The sequence below is a fragment of the Streptomyces sp. NPDC091371 genome, assembly GCF_040684275.1.
GTDB lineage: Bacteria > Actinomycetota > Actinomycetes > Streptomycetales > Streptomycetaceae > Streptomyces.
The window spans coordinates 295,454-313,285 of record NZ_JBFBFP010000003.1 but is presented as its reverse complement, the minus strand read 5'-3'; the positions used below and the strand labels follow the sequence as shown (position 1 = coordinate 313,285).

At 74.4% G+C, this 17,832-nt stretch carries 20 protein-coding genes and 1 pseudogene; 7 read left to right on the top strand and 14 right to left on the bottom strand.

Translation table 11 applies throughout. The annotated features are described in order from the left end of the window. Complete coding sequence (locus tag AB0O21_RS06730; RefSeq protein ID WP_365167051.1) at positions 1-828, bottom strand: VOC family protein; 828 nt, start codon at positions 826-828, stop codon at positions 1-3. Positions 829-972: 144 nt separating this feature from the next. Between AB0O21_RS06730 and AB0O21_RS06725 the strand changes: the two genes are divergently transcribed. Then, a complete protein-coding gene (locus AB0O21_RS06725) occupies positions 973-1,344 on the top strand; it encodes an STAS domain-containing protein (protein ID WP_365167049.1) in 372 nt (123 codons plus the stop codon). Positions 1,345-1,356: 12 nt separating this feature from the next. Continuing rightward, a complete protein-coding gene (locus tag AB0O21_RS06720) occupies positions 1,357-1,893 on the top strand; it encodes an ATP-binding protein (protein WP_365167046.1) in 537 nt (178 codons plus the stop codon). Positions 1,894-2,000: 107 nt separating this feature from the next. Here AB0O21_RS06720 and AB0O21_RS06715 read toward each other — a convergent pair whose 3' ends face one another. After that, positions 2,001-2,906, bottom strand: coding sequence for a SigB/SigF/SigG family RNA polymerase sigma factor (locus tag AB0O21_RS06715; RefSeq protein WP_365167044.1), 906 nt, complete (start codon positions 2,904-2,906; stop codon positions 2,001-2,003). Positions 2,907-3,155: 249 nt separating this feature from the next. On the opposite strand from AB0O21_RS06715, the gene AB0O21_RS06710 reads away from it, so the two are divergent. Genes AB0O21_RS06710 through AB0O21_RS06690 form a run of 5 tightly spaced genes read left to right on the top strand, consistent with a single transcriptional unit; the run spans position 3,156 to position 5,367 of the window. Further along, positions 3,156-3,620 (top strand): hypothetical protein, encoded by a 465-nt coding sequence (locus AB0O21_RS06710; protein WP_365167041.1) that lies wholly within the window; start codon positions 3,156-3,158, stop codon positions 3,618-3,620. After that, positions 3,617-3,925: an MrpF/PhaF family protein gene (locus AB0O21_RS06705; protein WP_365167038.1), complete on the top strand. Its 309-nt coding sequence runs from the start codon at positions 3,617-3,619 to the stop codon at positions 3,923-3,925. The genes AB0O21_RS06710 and AB0O21_RS06705 overlap by 4 nt, the downstream gene beginning before the upstream one ends. 1 nt (position 3,926) lies before the next feature. Beyond that, positions 3,927-4,235, top strand: coding sequence for a monovalent cation/H(+) antiporter subunit G (locus tag AB0O21_RS06700; RefSeq protein ID WP_365167036.1), 309 nt, complete (start codon positions 3,927-3,929; stop codon positions 4,233-4,235). Beyond that, positions 4,232-4,501: a hydrogenase subunit MbhD domain-containing protein gene (locus AB0O21_RS06695; protein WP_365167033.1), complete on the top strand. Its 270-nt coding sequence runs from the start codon at positions 4,232-4,234 to the stop codon at positions 4,499-4,501. Before AB0O21_RS06700 ends, AB0O21_RS06695 begins: the two co-directional genes overlap by 4 nt. Beyond that, a complete protein-coding gene (locus tag AB0O21_RS06690) occupies positions 4,498-5,367 on the top strand; it encodes a hypothetical protein (RefSeq protein WP_365167031.1) in 870 nt (289 codons plus the stop codon). The genes AB0O21_RS06695 and AB0O21_RS06690 overlap by 4 nt, the downstream gene beginning before the upstream one ends. Positions 5,368-5,394: 27 nt before the next feature. Here the strand turns inward: AB0O21_RS06690 and hypE are convergent, their stop codons facing one another. The 12 genes and pseudogenes from hypE to AB0O21_RS06630 all read right to left on the bottom strand — a co-directional run bounded on the left by hypE (position 5,395) and on the right by AB0O21_RS06630 (position 17,783). Beyond that, positions 5,395-6,384: a hydrogenase expression/formation protein HypE gene (hypE, locus tag AB0O21_RS06685; protein WP_365167137.1), complete on the bottom strand. Its 990-nt coding sequence runs from the start codon at positions 6,382-6,384 to the stop codon at positions 5,395-5,397. 67 nt (positions 6,385-6,451) lie between these two features. Next, positions 6,452-7,594, bottom strand: coding sequence for a hydrogenase formation protein HypD (hypD, locus tag AB0O21_RS06680; protein ID WP_365167029.1), 1,143 nt, complete (start codon positions 7,592-7,594; stop codon positions 6,452-6,454). Further along, on the bottom strand, positions 7,591-7,884 hold the full coding sequence (locus AB0O21_RS06675) for a HypC/HybG/HupF family hydrogenase formation chaperone (protein ID WP_365167027.1): 294 nt from the start codon (positions 7,882-7,884) through the stop codon (positions 7,591-7,593). The genes hypD and AB0O21_RS06675 overlap by 4 nt, the downstream gene beginning before the upstream one ends. Next, complete coding sequence (gene hypF, locus AB0O21_RS06670) at positions 7,853-10,255, bottom strand: carbamoyltransferase HypF (RefSeq protein ID WP_365167025.1); 2,403 nt, start codon at positions 10,253-10,255, stop codon at positions 7,853-7,855. Before hypF ends, AB0O21_RS06675 begins: the two co-directional genes overlap by 32 nt. A gap of 581 nt (positions 10,256-10,836) precedes the next feature. Further along, a pseudogene (hypB, locus tag AB0O21_RS06665) lies at positions 10,837-11,520 on the bottom strand (hydrogenase nickel incorporation protein HypB); the annotation flags it as partial. A gap of 3 nt (positions 11,521-11,523) precedes the next feature. After that, positions 11,524-11,931: a hydrogenase maturation nickel metallochaperone HypA gene (locus AB0O21_RS06660; RefSeq protein ID WP_365167023.1), complete on the bottom strand. Its 408-nt coding sequence runs from the start codon at positions 11,929-11,931 to the stop codon at positions 11,524-11,526. Positions 11,932-12,160: 229 nt separating this feature from the next. After that, positions 12,161-12,706 (bottom strand): hydrogenase maturation protease, encoded by a 546-nt coding sequence (locus AB0O21_RS06655; RefSeq protein WP_365167021.1) that lies wholly within the window; start codon positions 12,704-12,706, stop codon positions 12,161-12,163. Continuing rightward, positions 12,703-14,118, bottom strand: a complete 1,416-nt coding sequence (locus AB0O21_RS06650) for a hypothetical protein (protein WP_365167019.1) — start codon at positions 14,116-14,118, stop codon at positions 12,703-12,705. Before AB0O21_RS06650 ends, AB0O21_RS06655 begins: the two co-directional genes overlap by 4 nt. Further along, positions 14,115-14,813, bottom strand: a complete 699-nt coding sequence (locus AB0O21_RS06645; RefSeq protein ID WP_365167017.1) for a DUF6084 family protein — start codon at positions 14,811-14,813, stop codon at positions 14,115-14,117. The genes AB0O21_RS06650 and AB0O21_RS06645 overlap by 4 nt, the downstream gene beginning before the upstream one ends. Further along, complete coding sequence (locus tag AB0O21_RS06640) at positions 14,810-15,463, bottom strand: DUF5947 family protein (protein ID WP_365167015.1); 654 nt, start codon at positions 15,461-15,463, stop codon at positions 14,810-14,812. Before AB0O21_RS06640 ends, AB0O21_RS06645 begins: the two co-directional genes overlap by 4 nt. Then, positions 15,460-16,002 (bottom strand): hypothetical protein, encoded by a 543-nt coding sequence (locus AB0O21_RS06635; RefSeq protein ID WP_365167013.1) that lies wholly within the window; start codon positions 16,000-16,002, stop codon positions 15,460-15,462. The genes AB0O21_RS06640 and AB0O21_RS06635 overlap by 4 nt, the downstream gene beginning before the upstream one ends. Continuing rightward, the gene (locus AB0O21_RS06630) at positions 15,999-17,783 is read right to left on the bottom strand and encodes a nickel-dependent hydrogenase large subunit (protein WP_365167011.1); all 1,785 of its coding nucleotides are present in this window, start codon (positions 17,781-17,783) and stop codon (positions 15,999-16,001) included. Before AB0O21_RS06630 ends, AB0O21_RS06635 begins: the two co-directional genes overlap by 4 nt. Between the last annotated feature and the right edge of the window lie 49 nt (positions 17,784-17,832).

Sequence of the window (17,832 nt, the reverse complement as noted above, 5' to 3'; positions counted from 1 at the left end):
TCATGCGCCGCGCGGCGACTCGTCGAGGGCGAACAGGCCCCCGTCCGGATCGCACACCGTCACGCTCCGCTCGTCACCGCCCCAGCCGGCGGGTTCCGGGACGACGGTGCCCCCGTGTTCGACGACCAGCGCCCGTGCCTGCTCCAGGTCCGGGACCTTGAAGTGGACCAGCCAGTGGGGCCGCAGCTGCGGCCTCTCGGCGGTCGCGTCGACCGGGCCGCTGTTCAAGCGCGCGGCCGGCCGGCCCGCACGGCGCAGGACGACCTTGTCCTCCTCGTACGAGACCTCGCAGCACCCGGAGTGGTCGTCCTCGTCCTCGTCCCCGCCCTGCTCACCGTCCCCGACCCACTCCAGGACCTCGCCGTAGAAGACGGCCGCGTCGAAGGCGTTGCGGGTGTGCAGTTCCACCCATGCGGGTGCCTCCCCCTCGCCGACGCGCCACTCGGTGAGCGCCTCTCCCTCCCAGATGCCGAAGCCCGCGCCTTCGAGGTCGGTGGCGAGGGCCGCCCGCCCGCGGGGCGGATAGGACACCGGCCCGACCCCGACCGTGCCCCCGCGTTCCCTGACCCGGGCCACGGCCGTGTCGGCGTCGTCCACCGCGAAGTACACCGTCCACGCCACGGGCACGGCCAGATTCCCGGCCGTCGCCCCGATGCCCGCCACCGGTACGCCGTCCAGCTCGGCCACCGAGGAGGCCCGGCCGAACACGCCGCGCCGGAACGTCCAGCCCAGCACCGCCCCGTAGAAGCCCTCCGCGGCCTGCAGGTCGCGCGTCATCAGACTCAGCCAGCACGGCGCACCCGGCACGTCCGCTGCCACGAGCACCATGGCAGCCTCCTCTCATCAAGCGGTTCGGGACTTGCAGCTGACCCCATTGTGTCCGCATATGTCCATCCGGGAGCGGCCACGCGAATGACCGGCACGCGCCCCGGGTAGGCGCGGTGCAGAGTCAGATGTGGAAGGGGGTTCTCCATGGCTTCCACAGCGGAGGGCGACCGTTTCACCGTCGAGGTCCGGCATGTCCGCGGGGCGACCGTCCTCAAGCTCGGCGGGGAGCTCGACCACGACACGGCCGAGCCGCTGAGGGACGCGCTCGAAGCCGTCCCCGCCGAGGGCGGCGAGCGAGTGCTGGTGGACTTCTCCGACGTGGGCTTCTGCGATTCGACGGGGCTGAACGTCCTGCTGCAGGGGCGGCTCACGGCCGACCGGGCGGGGGCCAGCATCGAGCTCGTCGGCCTTCGTCGGCCAGTCGAGCGAATGTTCCGGATCACCGGCGCGGACGCGGTCTTCCCCGTCTACGCCGATGTCGCGCAGGCACTGGCGGGACGACCGGAAGACGGTTAGCGGAGGCGCGTGATGCACGAGCGCCGTTCACCGGAACGGAGCCGGGTCTTCGTCCTGGGCGCCGAGGACGAGTACGTCGTCACCCGGTGCCGGGACTTCACCAAGCGGGCGCTGACCGATTGGCGGTGGCTGCCCGCTCCGGACCCCGATGCCGAGGCGGACGCCGAGGACGTGCTGCTCGTGGTGTCCGAGCTGGTGGCCAACGCACGCCTGCACGGCGGCGGCCCGAGCTCGCTCCTGCTCCGGCGCACCGGCGACGGCCTGCGCGTCGAGGTGACCGACCGCAGCCCGACGCTCCCGGTCCTCCAGCGCGACGCGCACCCGGCCCGGCCCGGAGGGCACGGGCTGCTCATCGTGGACCGGCTGGCGCGGCGCTGGGGCGCCGAGCCGCTGGACGGCGGCAAGCGCGTCTGGGTCGAGGTCTCGGAGCCCCGGCGGATCGCGGAGGCGGCGGTCGAAGGGCGGTCCTGGTGGCCCCGGCGCAGGACGAAAGGCAGCGGCACGGGGAGCTCCGTACGCTCCTGCCCGTGCCCGCGCTCCCGCCCGTGACCGGTGAGCGCCGCCGGGCGACCGCCGCGCGATGGATCGTACGAGTGGCCGCCGCGTCCGCGCGACGTCGAGAGGACGTGCGGGGCCGAGCACCCGCGCGAGCGCCCTCAGCGCGGCTCCCGCTCCCGCTCGGGCTCCGGCCCGCAGTCCGTCAGCAGCCCGGTCCGCAGCCTCGCCATGATCCGGCCGAGCAGCCGGGAGACCTGCATCTGGGACACACCGAGCCGCTCGCCGATCTCCGCCTGGGTCAGGTCCTCCCCGAACCGCAGCGAGAGGATCAGCCGGTCACGTTCGCCGAGGCCGGCGAGGAGCGGCTTGAGCGACTCCAGGCTTTCGACCAGGTCGTACGCGGGCTCCTCGACGCCCAGCCGCTGCGGCGCCGCGTCCCCCTCGGGCTCCTCCCCGGCGGGTCTGTCGAACGAGCCCGCGGTGTACCCGTTGGCGGCCCGGCGCCCCTCGGCCACGGCGTCGTCGTCGATGCCGAGGCGCTCGGCGAGCTCGTGGTCGGTGGGCTGTCTGCCCAGCCCCTGTTCCAGGACGTCGTGCGCCTTGGCGATGTCGAGCCGCAGTTCCTGCAGTCGTCTCGGCACCTTCACGGCCCATGAGGTGTCGCGGAAGAACCGTTTCATCTCGCCGGTGATGGTGGGCAGCGCGAACGTCGCGAACTCGACCCCGCGCTCGACGTCGTACCGGTTGATGGCCTTGATCAGACCGATCGTGCCCACCTGGACGATGTCCTCCATCGGCTCGCTGCGGTTGTGGAAGCGGCGCGCGGCGTACTTCACCAGGCTGAGGTTGAGCTCGACGAGCGTGTTGCGCACGTACGAGTACGCGGCGGTGCCCTCGGTGAGTTCGTTCAGCCGCCGGAACAGCGAGACCGACAGCGTCCGGGCCTCGGAGGTGCTGACTCCGAGCGGATCGTCGGGGAGCTCGGGAAGATCGGGGACGTCGATGGTGGCTGCGCGGTATGCGGTATGGACGGGCTCCGCAGTGCTGCGGGAAACGCGTGACATGAGAATCCTCCGACGGAGGGGTCCGGCGCCTGCCCGGCGCAACGGGACCGTCGTGGCCTTCGACGGGGATATACCCGCCCCGGGGCGGCTTGACGCCCGGACGACGGCGCGGTCCCGCGCGCCCGTGTACGCCGGAATGGTGACAGGGGGCCCGGGCGCGGCGGCGCGGCGGCGCGCGACACCGGACCGCGCGGCGGACGGCGGTACACCCGGGTCTTGTCGACTTCGGACACCCGACGGGGAGTGACCTTGGCAACGGCGGCCGCGGAGCTGATCGCCTGGTGGACGGGTGCGCTGGTCCTCCAGGTGCTGTTCGTCGACACCCTGTCCTGGCCCGAACTGGCCGTGGCGGCGGCGGGCGCCCTGCTCGCCGCCGTGGCCGCCCGGGCCGTGCGCGCCGCCGCCGAGGCCCGCGCGGGCGGCCTGGCCCGGCTGCTGCCGGCCCTGCTCCACTGGCCCGGCACCCTGCTGGCCGACACCTGGCGGCTGGCCGTACTCGTCGCCCGGGTCCTGCGGGGCGGCCGGGTCACCGGCCGGTTCCACACGATGACGCTGCGCTCCGGAGCCGGGGCCGCCTGGGCCTGCGGTCTGCTCGCGTCCACTCCCGGCCTGTACACGGTGCACCTCGGGCCCGGCGGCCGGATGCTCGTGCACACCCTGCCCGGGGGCGCGGGCGCCCTGGAACGGGCCCTGGTCAGCGGGCGGGACCGATGAGCGGCGCGTACGGAGCCCACTGGAACGCCTGGCTCGTGGCGGCGGGGGTGCTGCTGGTCCTCGCCGTACCGCCCGTCGTGGTCACCTGCGGCCGGGGCACCGCGACCGACCGGCTGGCCGGGCTCTGCATGACGGGCACCCTGGTCACCGTGATCCTGCTGCCGGCCGCCCGCGGCCTCGGCCGCACCGCGTACACCGACCTCGGGCTGGTCCTCGCCGTGCTCGGCCCCGTCGGAGTCCTCGCCTTCGCGCGGTTCCTGGCCGGGCCGGAAGAGGGCTCCGGACGCAGGACCGGGGCCGGCTGACATGGACCCCCGTACCGTATGCGCCGCGGCCCTGCTCGCCGCCGGAAGCGCCGTCCTGCTGCTGGCCGTCGCGGCCTTCCTGGCCCTGCCCCGCCCGTACGCCCGACTGCACGCGCTGGCACCGGCCACCTCGCTCGGCGCGCCGCTGGTCCTGCTCGCCCTCGCCGTCGACGCGCCACCGGGCCGGGCCGCCGTCAAGTTCCTCGTGATCGCCGTGCTGATGGTCCTCGGCGGCACGCTGACCACGCCGGCCGTGGGCCGGGTCACCGCCGAGCACGAGGGCCGGCTGCCCGGGGACGCCGGCACGTGACCGCCACCGAACTGCTCGCCGAAGCCTCCCTCGTCCTCGTGACGGCCGCCGCCACCGCGGCCGTCCGGACCAGGGACCCGGTGCGCCAGGCCGTCGTCCTCAGCGCCCTCGGGCTGCTCCTCGCGCTGTCCTTCGCCCTGCTCCAGGCACCTGACGTGGCCCTGTCGCAGCTGGCCGTCGCCGCGGTGGTGACCCCGCTGCTGATCCTGCTGACCGTACGCAAGATCCGGGCCGTGGCCGACCGGAGGGAGAAGGGAGAGGGGTGACCCGCACCGCACCGGCCGCCACGACCGGGGTCGCCGTCTACGCGGCCGGCCACGCCGGAGCCAAGGCCGCCCTGTTCGGGCTCGCGGGGGTGCTGCTGGACCGGCACGGCTCGGTGGACGAACACGGGCTGTACGGACGCGGCCGCGATCTCCGGCCGGCCGGGGTGCTGTTCGCGGCGGGCGGGCTCGCGCTCGCTGGGCTGCCGCCGTTCGCCACGGCGCTCGGCAAGGCCGTCGTCGAGCACGCCGCGGCCGGGGGCGCCGCCTGGCTGATCCCGCTGTTCGTGCTGGTGCCCGCCATCACCGGGGGAGCCGTACTGCGGGCGGGCGTACGGGTGTTCGCGGGCCGCGGCGCCCCGGTGCCGAGCCGGCCGGCCGGCCCCGAGACCACCGGTACGGACGAGGAGCCGGAGATCCGCGATCCCCGCCGCCGGGTCCCGTGGCCCATGGTGGCGGTCCCCTGCGCACTGCTCGGGGGATCCCTCGCACGGGGACTGGTACCGGCGTTCGCCCGGGCCGTCGCCGAGGCGGCCGTGCTGTTCTGCGATGCGCCCGGGTACCGGGACGCCGTCGCGGGGCGGGCCGTCCCGCCCGCGGCGCAGGCTCCCGAAGCCGGCTGGACGGTGACCGGGGCCGTCCTCGGGCTGCTGTCGGCCGGGGCCGCGGTGGCTCTGGCCGCCGCCGCGCTGTGGGGGCCGGGGCTGCGGGGTCCGCTGGCGCGGCGGACCGGCGGGTGGGCCGGGCGGGTCACCGCGTACGCGATCGTGCCCCTGCGGCGGCTGCACTCGGGGCACGTCGGCGACTACGCGGCCTGGCTGGTGGCCGGGACGGCGGCGCTCCTGGCGGTCTTCGCCGCCCGGATCTGAGCGCCCCGGCCACCCGCCGGCCGGGGTTCAGCAGATCCGCGGGAGCTGTTCCCCGAGCGGCAGGTCGACCACGCGGGTGCCGCCCAGCCGGGTGCGCGCCACGACCATGCCCGGGTGGGCCTCCACCGCCTCGCCGATGACGGTCGCCCCGCGGCCCAGCGGGTGCGCCCGCATCGCGTCGAGCACGGCCTCGGCGTGCTCGCGCGGCACGAAGGCCACGAGCTTGCCCTCGTTGGCCACGTAGAGCGGGTCAAGGCCGAGGATCGAACAGGCGTTCGCGACGGCCGGGGGTACGGGGACGCGGGACTCCTGGATGACGACGCCGGTGCCGGAGGCCGTCGCGATCTCGTTCAGCGCGGCCGCCAGACCGCCCCGGGTGGGGTCGCGCAGGACGTGCAGGTCCGGGGTGACCGCCAGCATGCTCCGTACGAGACCGCCCAGCGCCGCGCAGTCGCTCTCGACGTCCACCCCGAACTCCAGGCCCTCCCGGACGCTCATGATGGCCACGCCGTGCAGCCCGATGTCACCGCTGACGATCACCACGTCGCCGGGCACCACCCGCTGCGGGCGCAGGTCCACCCCCGCCGGGATGAGCCCGATCCCCGCGGTGTTGACGTAGACCCCGTCCCCGTGCCCGCTCTCGACGACCTTGGTGTCGCCGGTGGCCACCTCCACGCCGGCCGCCCGCGCGGCGTCGCCCATCGCCCGGGCCACCCGCGAGACGACGGACAGTTCGACGCCCTCCTCCAGGATGAACCCGCAGGAGAGGTAGGCCGGTTCGGCCCCGCTCATCGCGAGGTCGTTCACCGTGCCGTTGACCGCCAGATCGCCGATGCAGCCCCCCGGGAAGAACAGCGGGCGCACGACGTAGGAGTCCGTGGAGAAGGCGAGGCGCACCCCGCCGAGCGAGAGCGCGGCGGAGTCCCCGAGCTGGGCCAGGGCGGGCCCGCCGAACTCCGGGAGGAAGAGGTGCTGGACGAGCTCGGCCGAGAGGGCGCCGCCCCCGCCGTGGCCCATCACCACCCGGGGGTGGTCGCGCAGCGGGGCGGGGCAGGTCCAGCCGGTGATGTCCAGGGGTGCGGTCTCAGCCAACGGGGCTCGCCTCCATCGGCGTCGTCGGGGAGGGCGGCCCGGCCGGGAGGTCGAGCCGGCGGTAGAGGTAGTACGCGGCGCAGGCGCCCTCGCTGGAGACCATCGTGGCGCCGAGCGGGGTGCGCGGGGTGCAGAGGGTGCCGAAAGCCTCGCACTCGTGCGGCTTGATCAGCCCCTGGAGCACCTCGCCGCTGCGGCACTCGGCGGGCTCCCGCGTGGTGATGCCGCTCACCGAGAAGCGGTGCTCGGCGTCGAACTCCCGGTAGCGGTCCGACAGTCGCCAGCCGCTGCCGGGAATGACCCCGATGCCGCGCCAGGCCCGGTCGGTGACCTCGAAGACGTCCTCCAGCATCGCGAGGGCGGCCGGATTGCCCTCCGGGCGGACGGCGCGCGGGTAGGCGTTCTCCACCGTGTGCTCGCCCCGTTCGAGCTGCCGCACGGTCCGCCGTACGCCTTCGAGGATGTCCAGCGGCTCGAAGCCCGTCACCACGATCGGCACCCGGTACCGCGCCGCGAGCTCCGGGTACTCCGCCACCCCCATGACGCTGCACACGTGCCCGGCGGCCAGGAAGCCCTGCACCCGGCAGCTGGGCGAGCGCATGATGGCCTCGATGGCCGGGGGAACGCGGACGTGCGACACCAGCAGGCTGAAGTTGGGGATGCCCAGCCGCTTCGCCTGATGGACCGTCATCGCGTTGGGTGGGGCGGTGGTCTCGAAGCCGATGCCGAAGAACACCACTTCCCGGTCCGGGTTCTGCCGCGCGATGGTCAGGGCGTCGAGGGGCGAGTAGACCACCCGTACGTCACCGCCCTCGCTCCGCACCCGGAACAGGTCGCGGCCGGTCCCCGGTACCCGGAGCATGTCCCCGAAGGAGCAGAAGATGACACCCGGCCGGGAGGCGATCTCCAGCGCCTTGTCGATGACCTCCAGCGGGGTGACGCACACCGGACACCCCGGGCCGTGGATCAATTCCACTAGATCCGGGAGGAGTTGATCGATCCCGTGCCGGATGATGGTGTGCGTCTGACCACCGCACACCTCCATCAGCGCCCAGGGGCGGGTCACCGTCGCGTGGATCTCGTCCAGCAGCCGGCGCGCGAGGTCCGGGTCCTGGAATTCGTCGATGTACTTCACGGCTGCACTCCCTCGCCGCTCCCGGCCTCTGCGGCCAGCTCCCACGGGTCCCCGAACTCCTCCTGCAGCATGCCGAGTTCCGCGAAGAGCTCCAGGGTCTGCTTGGCGGACTCCTCGTCCAGGCGCTGCAGGGCGAACCCCACGTGGACGATGGCGTACTCGCCGACCCGGAGGTCCGGCAGGTACTCCAGGCACACCTCCTTCTGCACGCCGCCGAAGTCCACGGTGGCCATGCGGGTGCCGTCCCGCTCCCCGATGTCAAGCACTCTGCCGGGTACCGCCAGGCACATGGGCCTCTCCTCGCTGTGGGGGGTCGGTGACGTCGCGGGCAGCCGCCACCATGAGCTGACCGATCGCCAGACCGCCGTCGTTCGGCGGGACATGGCGGTGCCGCAGTACGGTGAAACCGCGCTCCCGCAGCGTGCGGGCGCACGCCGAGGACAGCAGCGTGTTGGCGAAGACCCCGCCGGTCAGCGCCACCGTGTCCAGCCCGTGCCGCTCGCGCGCCAGGACGCACAGCCTGCCGACCAGCGCGGTGACGCAGCCGTGGAACCGGGCCGCGATCACCGAGGGGTCCACACCGGCGCGCAGGTCGGCGACCGCCGCGGCCAGCAGGGGCGCCGGATCGGCGGTGAAGGGGCCGCCGGACCCGGGCAGGGGCGGGCCGAGGGCGAAGGAGTAGGGGTCGGGGTCCGCGAGGCCGCCCGGCGCCCGGAGCGCGGCGCTCTCCAGCTCCATGGCCGCCTGGGCCTCGTAGCCGGAGCGGTGGCAGATGCCCGCCAGGGAGGACACGGCGTCGAAGAGCCGTCCCATGCTGGAGGTCGCGGCGCAGTTCAGGCCCCGTTCCAACTGTCGTGCCAGGACCGGCAGTTCATCGGAGGGGCAGTGGTCCGCGGACGGCAGGTCCGGATCCCAGGGGATGCCCGCCGCCCTCAGGTGCGACAGGGCCATCCGGTACGGCCGCCGCACCGCGGCGTCGCCGCCCGGCAGCGGCACGTACGCGAGATGCGCGAAGCGGGTGTACCCGGCGTAGTCCGCGAGGAGGACCTCACCGCCCCACACCGCGCCGTCGTCCCCGTAGCCGGTGCCGTCGAAGGCGATGCCGATGACCCGGCGGCCGCCGTCCAGGCCGTGCTCGGCCATCGCGGACGCGACGTGCGCGTGATGGTGCTGGACGCGCACCAGCGGCCGGCCGCCGGCGTTGCGGGCCGCCCACCGGCCCGACCGGTAGCCGGGATGCCGGTCGGTGGCCAGCAGCTCGGGGGAGACGCCGGTGATGGACTCCAGCTGCCGCCCGGCCCGCTCGAAGGCGACCTGCGTGGCGAGGTCGTCCATGTCCCCGATGTGCGCCGACAGCCAGGCCCGCCGGCCCTCCCCGAGGCAGAGGGCGTTCTTGAGGTCGCCCCCGGTGGCCAGCGTGGCGGAGACCGGCAGCGGCAGCGGCACCGGCAGCGGCGCGTAGCCGCGCGCGCGGCGGACCGGCAGGGCGGCGCCGTCGCACACCCGCACCACGGAGTCGTCGCACGGCACGTGGATCGGGCGGTCGTGCGTCAGCCAGCCGTCGGCGAGCCCGGCCAGCCGCTCCAGGGCCTCGGCCTCGTCGGTGACGATGGGCTCGCCCGCGAGGTTCCCGCTGGTCATGACGAGCAGCCCCGGCCCCGGCGGATCGCCCGGAAGCCCGAACAGCAGGTGGTGGACCGGGGTGTACGGGAGCATGACACCGAGGTCGGGGCTGCGCGGAGCGACCTCCTCGGCCGGGCCCGGGACCCCGGCGCGCCTGCGGAGCAGCACGATGGGCCGGACGTTCCCGGTGAGCAGGGCGCGCTCCTCGGGGCCGATGTGCGCCAGCCGCTCCGCCTCGGCGAGGTCGCGCGCCATCACGGCGAAGGGCTTGTCGCCGCGGTTCTTGCGCCGGCGCAGCTCCGCCACGGCCGCCGGCCGGGTGGCGTCGCAGGCCAGGTGGTAGCCGCCGAGCCCCTTGACGGCCAGGATCGCGCCCCGGGCCAGCATCCGGCGGGCCTCGGCGACCGGATCCGTACCGCCGAGTTCGTACGGGCCCTCGCCCGGCCCGCGCCCGGCCGCCAGCAGCCGCAGCCGGGGCCCGCAGGCCGGGCAGGCCACGGGCTGGGCGTGGAAGCGGCGGTCGGCCGGATCGGTGTACTCGCGGGCGCAGTCGGGGCACATCGGGAAGCCGGCCATGGTCGTGTGGGCGCGGTCGTAGGGCAGCCCGGTGACGATGGTGAAGCGGGGCCCGCAGTGCGTGCAGGTGATGAAGGGGTGCCGGTGGCGCCGGTCGGCGGGGTCCGCCAGCTCCGCGAGACAGGCGGCGCAGGTGGCCGTGTCCGGGGAGACCAGCGTCCGGGCCGGTCCGCCGCTCCGGGAGGCGATGATCGAGAACCCCCCGCCGCCGCCGAGCGCGGGCACCTCGCAGTGGTCGACGGCGTCCACCACGGCCAGCGGGGGCGCGTCGGCCGCGAGGCGCTCGCAGAACGCCGCGACGTCGCCGGGGGCGCCCTCGACCTCGGTGACCACGCCCTCGGGGGTGTTGGTGACGTGCCCGGCCAGGCCGAGCCCGGTGGCGCGGGCGTAGACGTACGGCCGGAAGCCGACGCCCTGCACCACGCCCCGGACGGTGACCCGGCGGCGCTGCACAGACTCCATCAGCGGCTCTGCCGGTTCGCTGCCGCGGGCGTCGGAGTCGGCATCGGAGTCGGCCCGTGCGCCTCGCCGGGAGTGTGCGCGTGTACCGGCCCCGGTCCGTCCAGGGGTGCCGGCGCGGGCATGGGCGTGGGCCCGTGCGCGTGCGCGGGGCTGTGCCTCTGGCCGTGTGCGGGCCCCGGCCGGTGAGCACCGTCCGCTCCGTGCCCCGGCCCGTGCGCGTGTCCGGGCTCGTGCCCCGGGCCGGGCCCGGGGGTGTGCCCGGGCCCGTGTGTGTGTCCGGGTGCGTGCCCCGGGCCGCGTCCGGGGGTGTGCCGCGGCTCGTGCCCGAGATCGTGCTCCGGGCCGTGCGTGTGGCCAGGTTCGTGCCCCGCGCCGTACCCGTGGGTGTGACTCGGCCCGTGTACGTGTCCGGGTTCGTGATCCGGCCCGTGTCCGTGGGTGTGGGCCGGTCCGTGCCCCGCGCCGTGCGCGTGGCCAGGCGACTGCCCCCGCCCAAGCGCGGCCGGCGGGCCCGGCGCGTCGCACGGCTCGTGCGGGCCGGGTCCGTGGCCGCCGCCCTGCGCGGGAGCGCACGCGCATGCCCGGGACATCACCGGGACGTGCGGCACCGCCCCCTCGCCGACCGCCCGCGCCCGGTCCAGCAGGACGCCCAGGCCCTCGCCCGCGCGGACCGACGTGAGCACCACCTCCACCCCCGGATTGACCCGCTGGACGTTCGCGCGGAAGGCCGCCTCGTCGAACTCGACGGCCCGCGCGATGTCGGTCTTGGTGACCACGACCAGCTGGGCCAGCCCGAAGGCCGTCGGGTACTTCAGCGGCTTGTCCTCGCCCTCGGTCACCGACGCGAGGACCACGCGCAGCGACTCCCCGAGGTCGTACGAGGCCGGGCAGACCAGGTTGCCGACGTTCTCGACGAACAGCAGCCGGGTGTCCTCGGGCAGCCAGCCGTCCAGGTGGCGCCCCAGCATCGCGGCCTCCAGGTGGCAGAGCCCGTCGGTGAGCACCTGCTTGACCGGCGCGCCCGAACGGGCCAGCCGCACCGCGTCGTTCTCGGTCGCCAGGTCCGCCGTCAGGGCGGCCGCGGCCACCCCCCGCTCCCGGGCGAGCAGCAGTTCCCGCTCCAGCAGGGCGGTCTTGCCGCTGCCCGGACTGGACAGCAGGTTGACGACCGTCGTACCGCGGGCGGTGAGTTCGGCGCGCAGCGCCTGCGCGGCCCCGTCGTTCTTGGCGAGTACCGCCTGTTGCAGGTCGACCACTCGGCACATGGTTCAGGCCTCCTCGGAGATCGGCGTGCGGCGGGAGACCGCGGCCGGGGCATCGGGATCCAGGGCGTCCTCCCAGGTCACGGTGAGGATGCGCAGCTCGCGTCCGGACAGCAGCTCCACCTCCGTGGCCCTTCCGCAGGCGGGGCAGCACAGTTCGGGCGGCATGCCCACGTCCCAGTCGCCCGCGCAGGCGCCGCAGCGCGCCCGGGCCGGCACGGAGCGGATGACGAGTTCGGCGCCCTCCAGGACCGTTCCGGCGCAGGCCAGTTCGAAGCAGAAGGCGAGGGAGTCCGGGACCACCCCGGCCAACTCGCCGATCTGGAGCTCCACTCGGCCTGCGACGCTCGCGCCGCCCGGGGCCGCCTCTTCCACCTGGCCCACGACGGCCATGGCGATCGACATCTCGTGCATCGGCTCCGTCTCCGTCCTGCCGGGCCTCATTACACCGGCCGGGCGGGGGCGGTACGGGCGGGCACGCCGACGGCCCGTACGCCCCGTACGCCATTTGGGCGCCGGGGCGGTACGGGCCGTCGGGGGGCTCACATGTCGCGGATGCGCACGTAGCGCTTGATGTCGGGCAGGAGCTGCTTGAGCACGGCGGCCAGGGCCAAGGCGGCGGCTCCGCAGATGACGGCCTTCTTCATGGGGTCCTCCTCAGTTCACGGCGGTTCGGGTCATCCGCGTCGGCCCCGTACGGATCCTCCCGCTGCCGGAGCAGGTCCAGGAGCATCCGTACGGCCTCCGGCACCGCGTCGGCCACCGGCCCGCTCAGACCGATGCCCTCCTCGACGCACGCGGGCTCGCACCCGAGGACCAGCATGCGGCGGGGCGCCGCCGTGCCGGTCCCGGCGCACAGGGTGTCCAGCAGGGCGAGGACGGTGTCGGGGGACATGTCGTGCCCGTCGAGCGCGGCTCCGCCCGGGGCGACGCGCGGGTCCCCGCCGCCGACCTCGATCAGGTACAGGGTGCCGGGGGCGCCGCCGCGCGCGGTGGCGTCGACGAGGACGACCGTGTCGTAGCCGTCGAGCAGCTGGTAGGCCAGGTGGACCCCGCGCACCCCGAAGTCCACCGCCTCCACGCCCTGCGGCAGTTCGTACGAGGACAGCGCCCGCAGGGTCTCCACGCCGAAGCCGTCGTCGCCGAGGAAGACGTTGCCGATTCCGGCGATCAGGGTCCGGCCGCTCACGCGCGCTCCTCGGGGGTGACCTCGTCCGGCTGGAAGTAGAGGAACCTCCCTTGCTCCCGGCGGATGTCCGCACCCGGATCGCCCTCCACGGTGACCGCGAGGTGCACGCCGCCGTCGACGTCGTGCAGTACGGCCTCGACCTGGGCGGTGCGGCCCTGGAGGAACAGGTCCTGGGCGTCGGTGCGCCGCAGCCCCGGGCGCAGGACCACGCGGCTGCCGACCCCCACCCGGACGCCGTCGACCGTGACGTGGTCGGGGGCCGGTTCGGCGGGGTCTGCCCCGGCGGGGTCCCACCAGGGGGTATCGGGCCGGAACAGCGCCCCCGGGTCCTCGGCCCCGGCCTCGCCGGTGATCTCGCGCAGGCCGCGGACGGCCCCGTGCAGCCGCTCCAGCACCTCGGGCGGCATCGAATCGGCCAGCTCGATCACGGCGGCGGCCCGGGGATCCGTGCCGCGGGCCTCCCGTTTCTCCTGGTCGGTGAGGGCGGCCGTGCGCAGGGCCAGGATCTCGTCGATCTCGGTGGCGTCGTACATGGCGCCGGCGCTCTCGGGCGCGATGGCCGGGTGGTCCTCGAGGATGATCGGGGACGACAGCACCACGTCCGCGCGGCCGGGCCCGCCGGCCAGCACCGGCCAGGTGTGCCGGTTCTCGCAGGCCGCGACCGCTCCCTTGGCCCACTCGGGCGGGTCGGTCATCGACAGGAAGGATCCGGAGCTCAGCCCCAGCAGCAGGTGCGCGGCGACCAGCGAGCGCGGCAGCGCCTCCTCGCGCGTCGCCGGGCCGCTCTCGTCGGGGGCCCAGGGGCTGGTGTTCTCCACCAGCGCCGTCAGCTTCAGCACCCGGTAGGGGCCGTCGAGTTCGGCGGCGGAGAGCCGCAGGATCCCGCTGACCCGCTCCGTGCGCCGCACCAGGCGGCCGACCGTGCGGCCGCCGGCGTCGAGGACCGGCTCGGCCTCCTCGCGGGCGGGCCGGGCGAAGGGGAACAGGGCTTCGGCGCCGGCCAGTTCGGCCACCGGGATGGACACCTCGACCCGTTCCTCGGTGCCCTCGTCCCAGGGCACCAGCACCCGGTCGGCCAGGTGGAGTTCGGCGACCTCCTCGAAGGTGCCGTCCGCGCAGGCCTGTTGGACCGTACGCCGCTGGGGGTGCAGGAAGCGCAGTTCCAGGGAGAGCGTTGCCGCGCCCCGGGGCTCCAGCAGCAGTTCGGTCCGCTGGAAGGCGTGCTCCTCGTGCGCGGGCGCCCAGGCGGGCGGCACGAGCACGCCGAACTGCCAGCGCATCCGGTTCTTTGCCGCCGAGGCCCGGTACGGGTAGAGGACGTACCCCTCGAAGAGCACGGCGTCCGCCACCTGCCGGGCCGTTTCGAAGCGGGTGTCAGGGGCGGCCGCGAGGGTGTTGGCGGTCGTGGTCACGGGGCCGTCCTCTCGGTCACGCGCGGGGGAGCCGCCCCCAGCCGGGCAGCGGGCGGCTGCGGTCCCGCCGCGGCCGCGGTGTCCAGGAGGGCGCGCACGGTCGCCTCCCAGGAGGGCAGCGCGTGCCGCGAGCGGAAGGCGAGCAGGTCGGCCATGGTGTCGGCGGGCAGCCGCAGCCAGCCGCAGCCGGGGAAGTGCTGCTCGACCATCTCCCGCCACACGGCCACCGGCATCCGGTACGCCGCCTCCCGGTCCCAGGGCACCGGTTCGACGTGGAAGCCGCCCGCCCCGGTGAACGCGCTCCCGGAGAACAGCATCAGCAGCGGCACCTCACCGCCCTGGAGCGCGGCGAAGTACCGGGTCGCGGCGATGTCCATGTCGTACGTGCACGGCACCACCAGGTCGGCCTCGGTCTCCCCGGTGAAGCCCGGGACCATCAGCGAGACCTGGGCGAACTGCACCGGCTGGAGGGTGGATCCCCAGCGGGAGGGGGCCCCGAAGAGATCGGTGAGCCCGTCGGCCTCCGCCGGGCCGTACCGCCGCCGGGCGGGTTCCACGCGGATCTGGCAGCGCAGGGCGAGGGCGTGCACCCGCACCCCGGGCGAGGTGGTCACGCGCAGCCGGAACACCAGGGTCGGACCGGCGGCGTACGGGTCGGCGCGGACCCCGGTGCAGGCGAAGGCGAACTCCGTCATGTCCGGCCCGCTTCCACCGGGTCCGGCGCGAGCGCCCGGGCCCGCCGCTCGACCCGTTCGAAGAAGACGCGCAGCGCCTCCCGGGCCTCCGCGCCCCCGTCGAAGCCCTGCCACAGCATCCGCATCCGCCCCACCAGCTCGTAGCAGATGTCGATGGGCACCAGGTGGCAGGTGGTGCGGCCGTCCGCGCGGTGCAGCAGGAGCGCCTCCACGTCGGGTTCCAGCAGGGCGGCCAGCCGTCCGGCGCCGAGCACCTCGTGCCAGGTCTCCGGGTCGAGTTCGCTCTCGGTGGCCCCGGCCGGGCTCGGGTAGAGCGCGACCAGGCGGTCCAGGGCGGCGTTGCGGAAGAGGAAGGCCACCCCGACGGGGATCTGGAGGGCCTCCCAGGCGCCCTCGTCCAGGGGTCGGCCCGGGTCGGCCAGGTACCGGTCCGGGACGGCGCGGAAGCGGCCGGTGGCGGCCCCCGGCCGGTCGAAGAGGAGCGCGCAGGCCGTGCAGGCGCAGACCAGGGCCCGCCGCTCGGTCTCCACCAGGTGGCGGTGGCCGTCCTCGGGCACCACCACCGCGCACAGTTCGCAGGTCTCGGGGCGGGGCGGGCGAGCGCCGGCGAACCGCCGCAGGCCGCGCCCCAGCGGGGCCGGCCCGCTCACCGGGCCCGTGCCGGGGCGTGCGGGCGGGTGCCGATCTGCAGCAGGGCGGGGGCCGGGGCCGCCGTCTCCACCTCGACGGAGGTCACCTCGGGCGCGAAGGCCGCCAGCGCGTCCGCCACGTCCTGCGGCACGCCGGGGGAGCCGTCCGCCGAACTGCCGCAGCCGCACCCGCCCGTGGCGCGGGCGCCCAGCCGCAGCACGCCCGAGGCCGCGTCGAAGCCGAGCAGCTCCACGGGCTCCCGTACGGACCGCAGCGCGCGGCCGATCCGGACGAGCACGTCCTCGGGGTTCAGGTCGTGCAGGGCCAGCAGGCTCGCCACGAGCTCGTCGTCCAGCAGGGGGCGCAGGCCCTCCTCGCCGAGCCGCTGCGTGATCCGGGCGAGCCCGGACCCGTAGAACTCCATGAGGACCCGCACCAGTTCCTCGGCGGCGCCGCACGCCGCCCGGTCGCCCGTGGCGGCGAGCCGGTCGAGCACCTCGTCCACCCGGTGCCCCGCCTGCCGTGCGTCCACCGCGGCGCCCGCGTGCGCGGCGCTCATCCGCCCAGCCCGCTCAGGCCGGTGGGCACGTGCATGGTCTTGACGGTCTTGCCGCCGCCCACGTACATGTGCACTCCGCAGGGCAGGCACGGGTCGAAGCTGCGCACGGCCCGCATGATGTCGATGCCCTTGAAGTTCTCCGGGGGGTTCTCCTCGAAGATGGGGGTGTTCTGCACGGCGTCCTCGTAGGGTCCCGGTGTGCCGAAGGTGTCGCGGGTGCTGGCGTTCCACGGAGTCGGCGGATACGGGTGGTAGTTGGCGATCTTCCCGTCGCGGATCACCATGTGGTGCGACAGGACGCCCCGGACGGCCTCGGTGAAGCCGACGCCGATCGACTCGTTCGGCACCTCGAACTTCTCCCAGGTCTGGGTGCGTCCGGCACGGACCTCCGCCAGTCCCTTCTCGGCGCAGTGCAGGGCGATGGCCGCCGCGTACGCCTGGAAGTAGGTGCGGGCGCGGTTGCGCTCCAGGGCGTTGCTCCACTTCGGGATCCGCCACTCGAACCGGGTCTCGGGCTTGGTCATCGTCTTCGGCAGGTTGATGACCACGCTGTGCCCGGTCGCCTTGACGTAGCCGACGTCCACCAGCCCGGACAGCGCCGTGGACCACAGCCGGGCGATCGGGCCGCCGCCCGTGTCCAGCGCCAGGTGGTCCTTGCCGTCGAACCAGCGGGGCGACATCACCCAGCTGTACTTGTCGTCGAAGTTCCGCTTCTGCGGGGCCGGGATGGTGTGCTGGTTCCACGGGTGGCGCGCGTCGACGGGGTTGCCGAGCGGGTCGTGCGTGACGAACTTCTCCTGCCCCTCCCAGTCGTCGTAGTACGAGCTGCCGAGCAGGATGCGGATGCCCAGGTTGATCTCGGTGAGGTCGTTGGTGACCAGCTTGCCGTCCACGACCACGCCCGGGGTGACGAACATCTTGCGTCCCCAGTCGGTCATGTTGGCGTACGTGAAGTCGCAGTACTCGGGGTCGTTCAGGGCGCCCCAGCAGCCCAACAGCACGCGCCGGCGGCCGACTTCCTCGTAGCCGGGCAGCGCCTCGTAGAAGAAGTCGAACAGGTCGTCGTGCAGCGGCACGACCTTCTTCATGAACTCCACGTACCGCATCAGGCGGCTCATGTAGTCGGTGAACAGCTGTACCGAGGCGATGGTGCCGACGCCGCCCGGATAGAGCGTGGAGGGGTGCACGTGGCGCCCCTCCATCAGGCAGAACATCTCCCGCGTGTAGCGGCTGACCTGGAGGGCCTCGCGGTAGAACTCGCCCTCGATGGGGTTGAGCGAGCGCATGATGTCGGCGATCGTGCGGTAGCCGTGCTCGCCGGCGTGCGGGGCCTCGGTCCGCTCGGCCAGCTCCAGGACCCCGGGGTTGGTCTCGCGGACCATCTTCTCGCAGTAGTCGACCCCGACCAGGTTCTCCTGGAAGATGTTGTGGTCGAACATGTACTCCGCCGACTCGCCGAGGTTGATGATCCACTCGGCGAGGTGCGGCGGCTTCACGCCGTAGGCCATGTTCTGCGCGTACACGGAACAAGTGGCGTGGTTGTCACCGCAGATGCCGCAGATGCGGCTGGTGATGAAGTGCGCGTCCCGGGGGTCCTTGCCACGCATGAAGACGCTGTAGCCACGGAAGACCGACGAGGTGCTGTAGCACTCGGCGACCCGCTTCTGCTTGAAGTCGATCTTCGTGTGGATGCCGAGACTGCCCACGATCCGGGTGATCGGATCCCACGCCATCTCGACCAGGCCGCTGCCGTCGCCGGCCGCCTTCGTCTTCGGTTCCATCGTGTCTGCCGTGACCCTTCTTCAGTGCGGGAGTGCGGGAGGAGGAGGT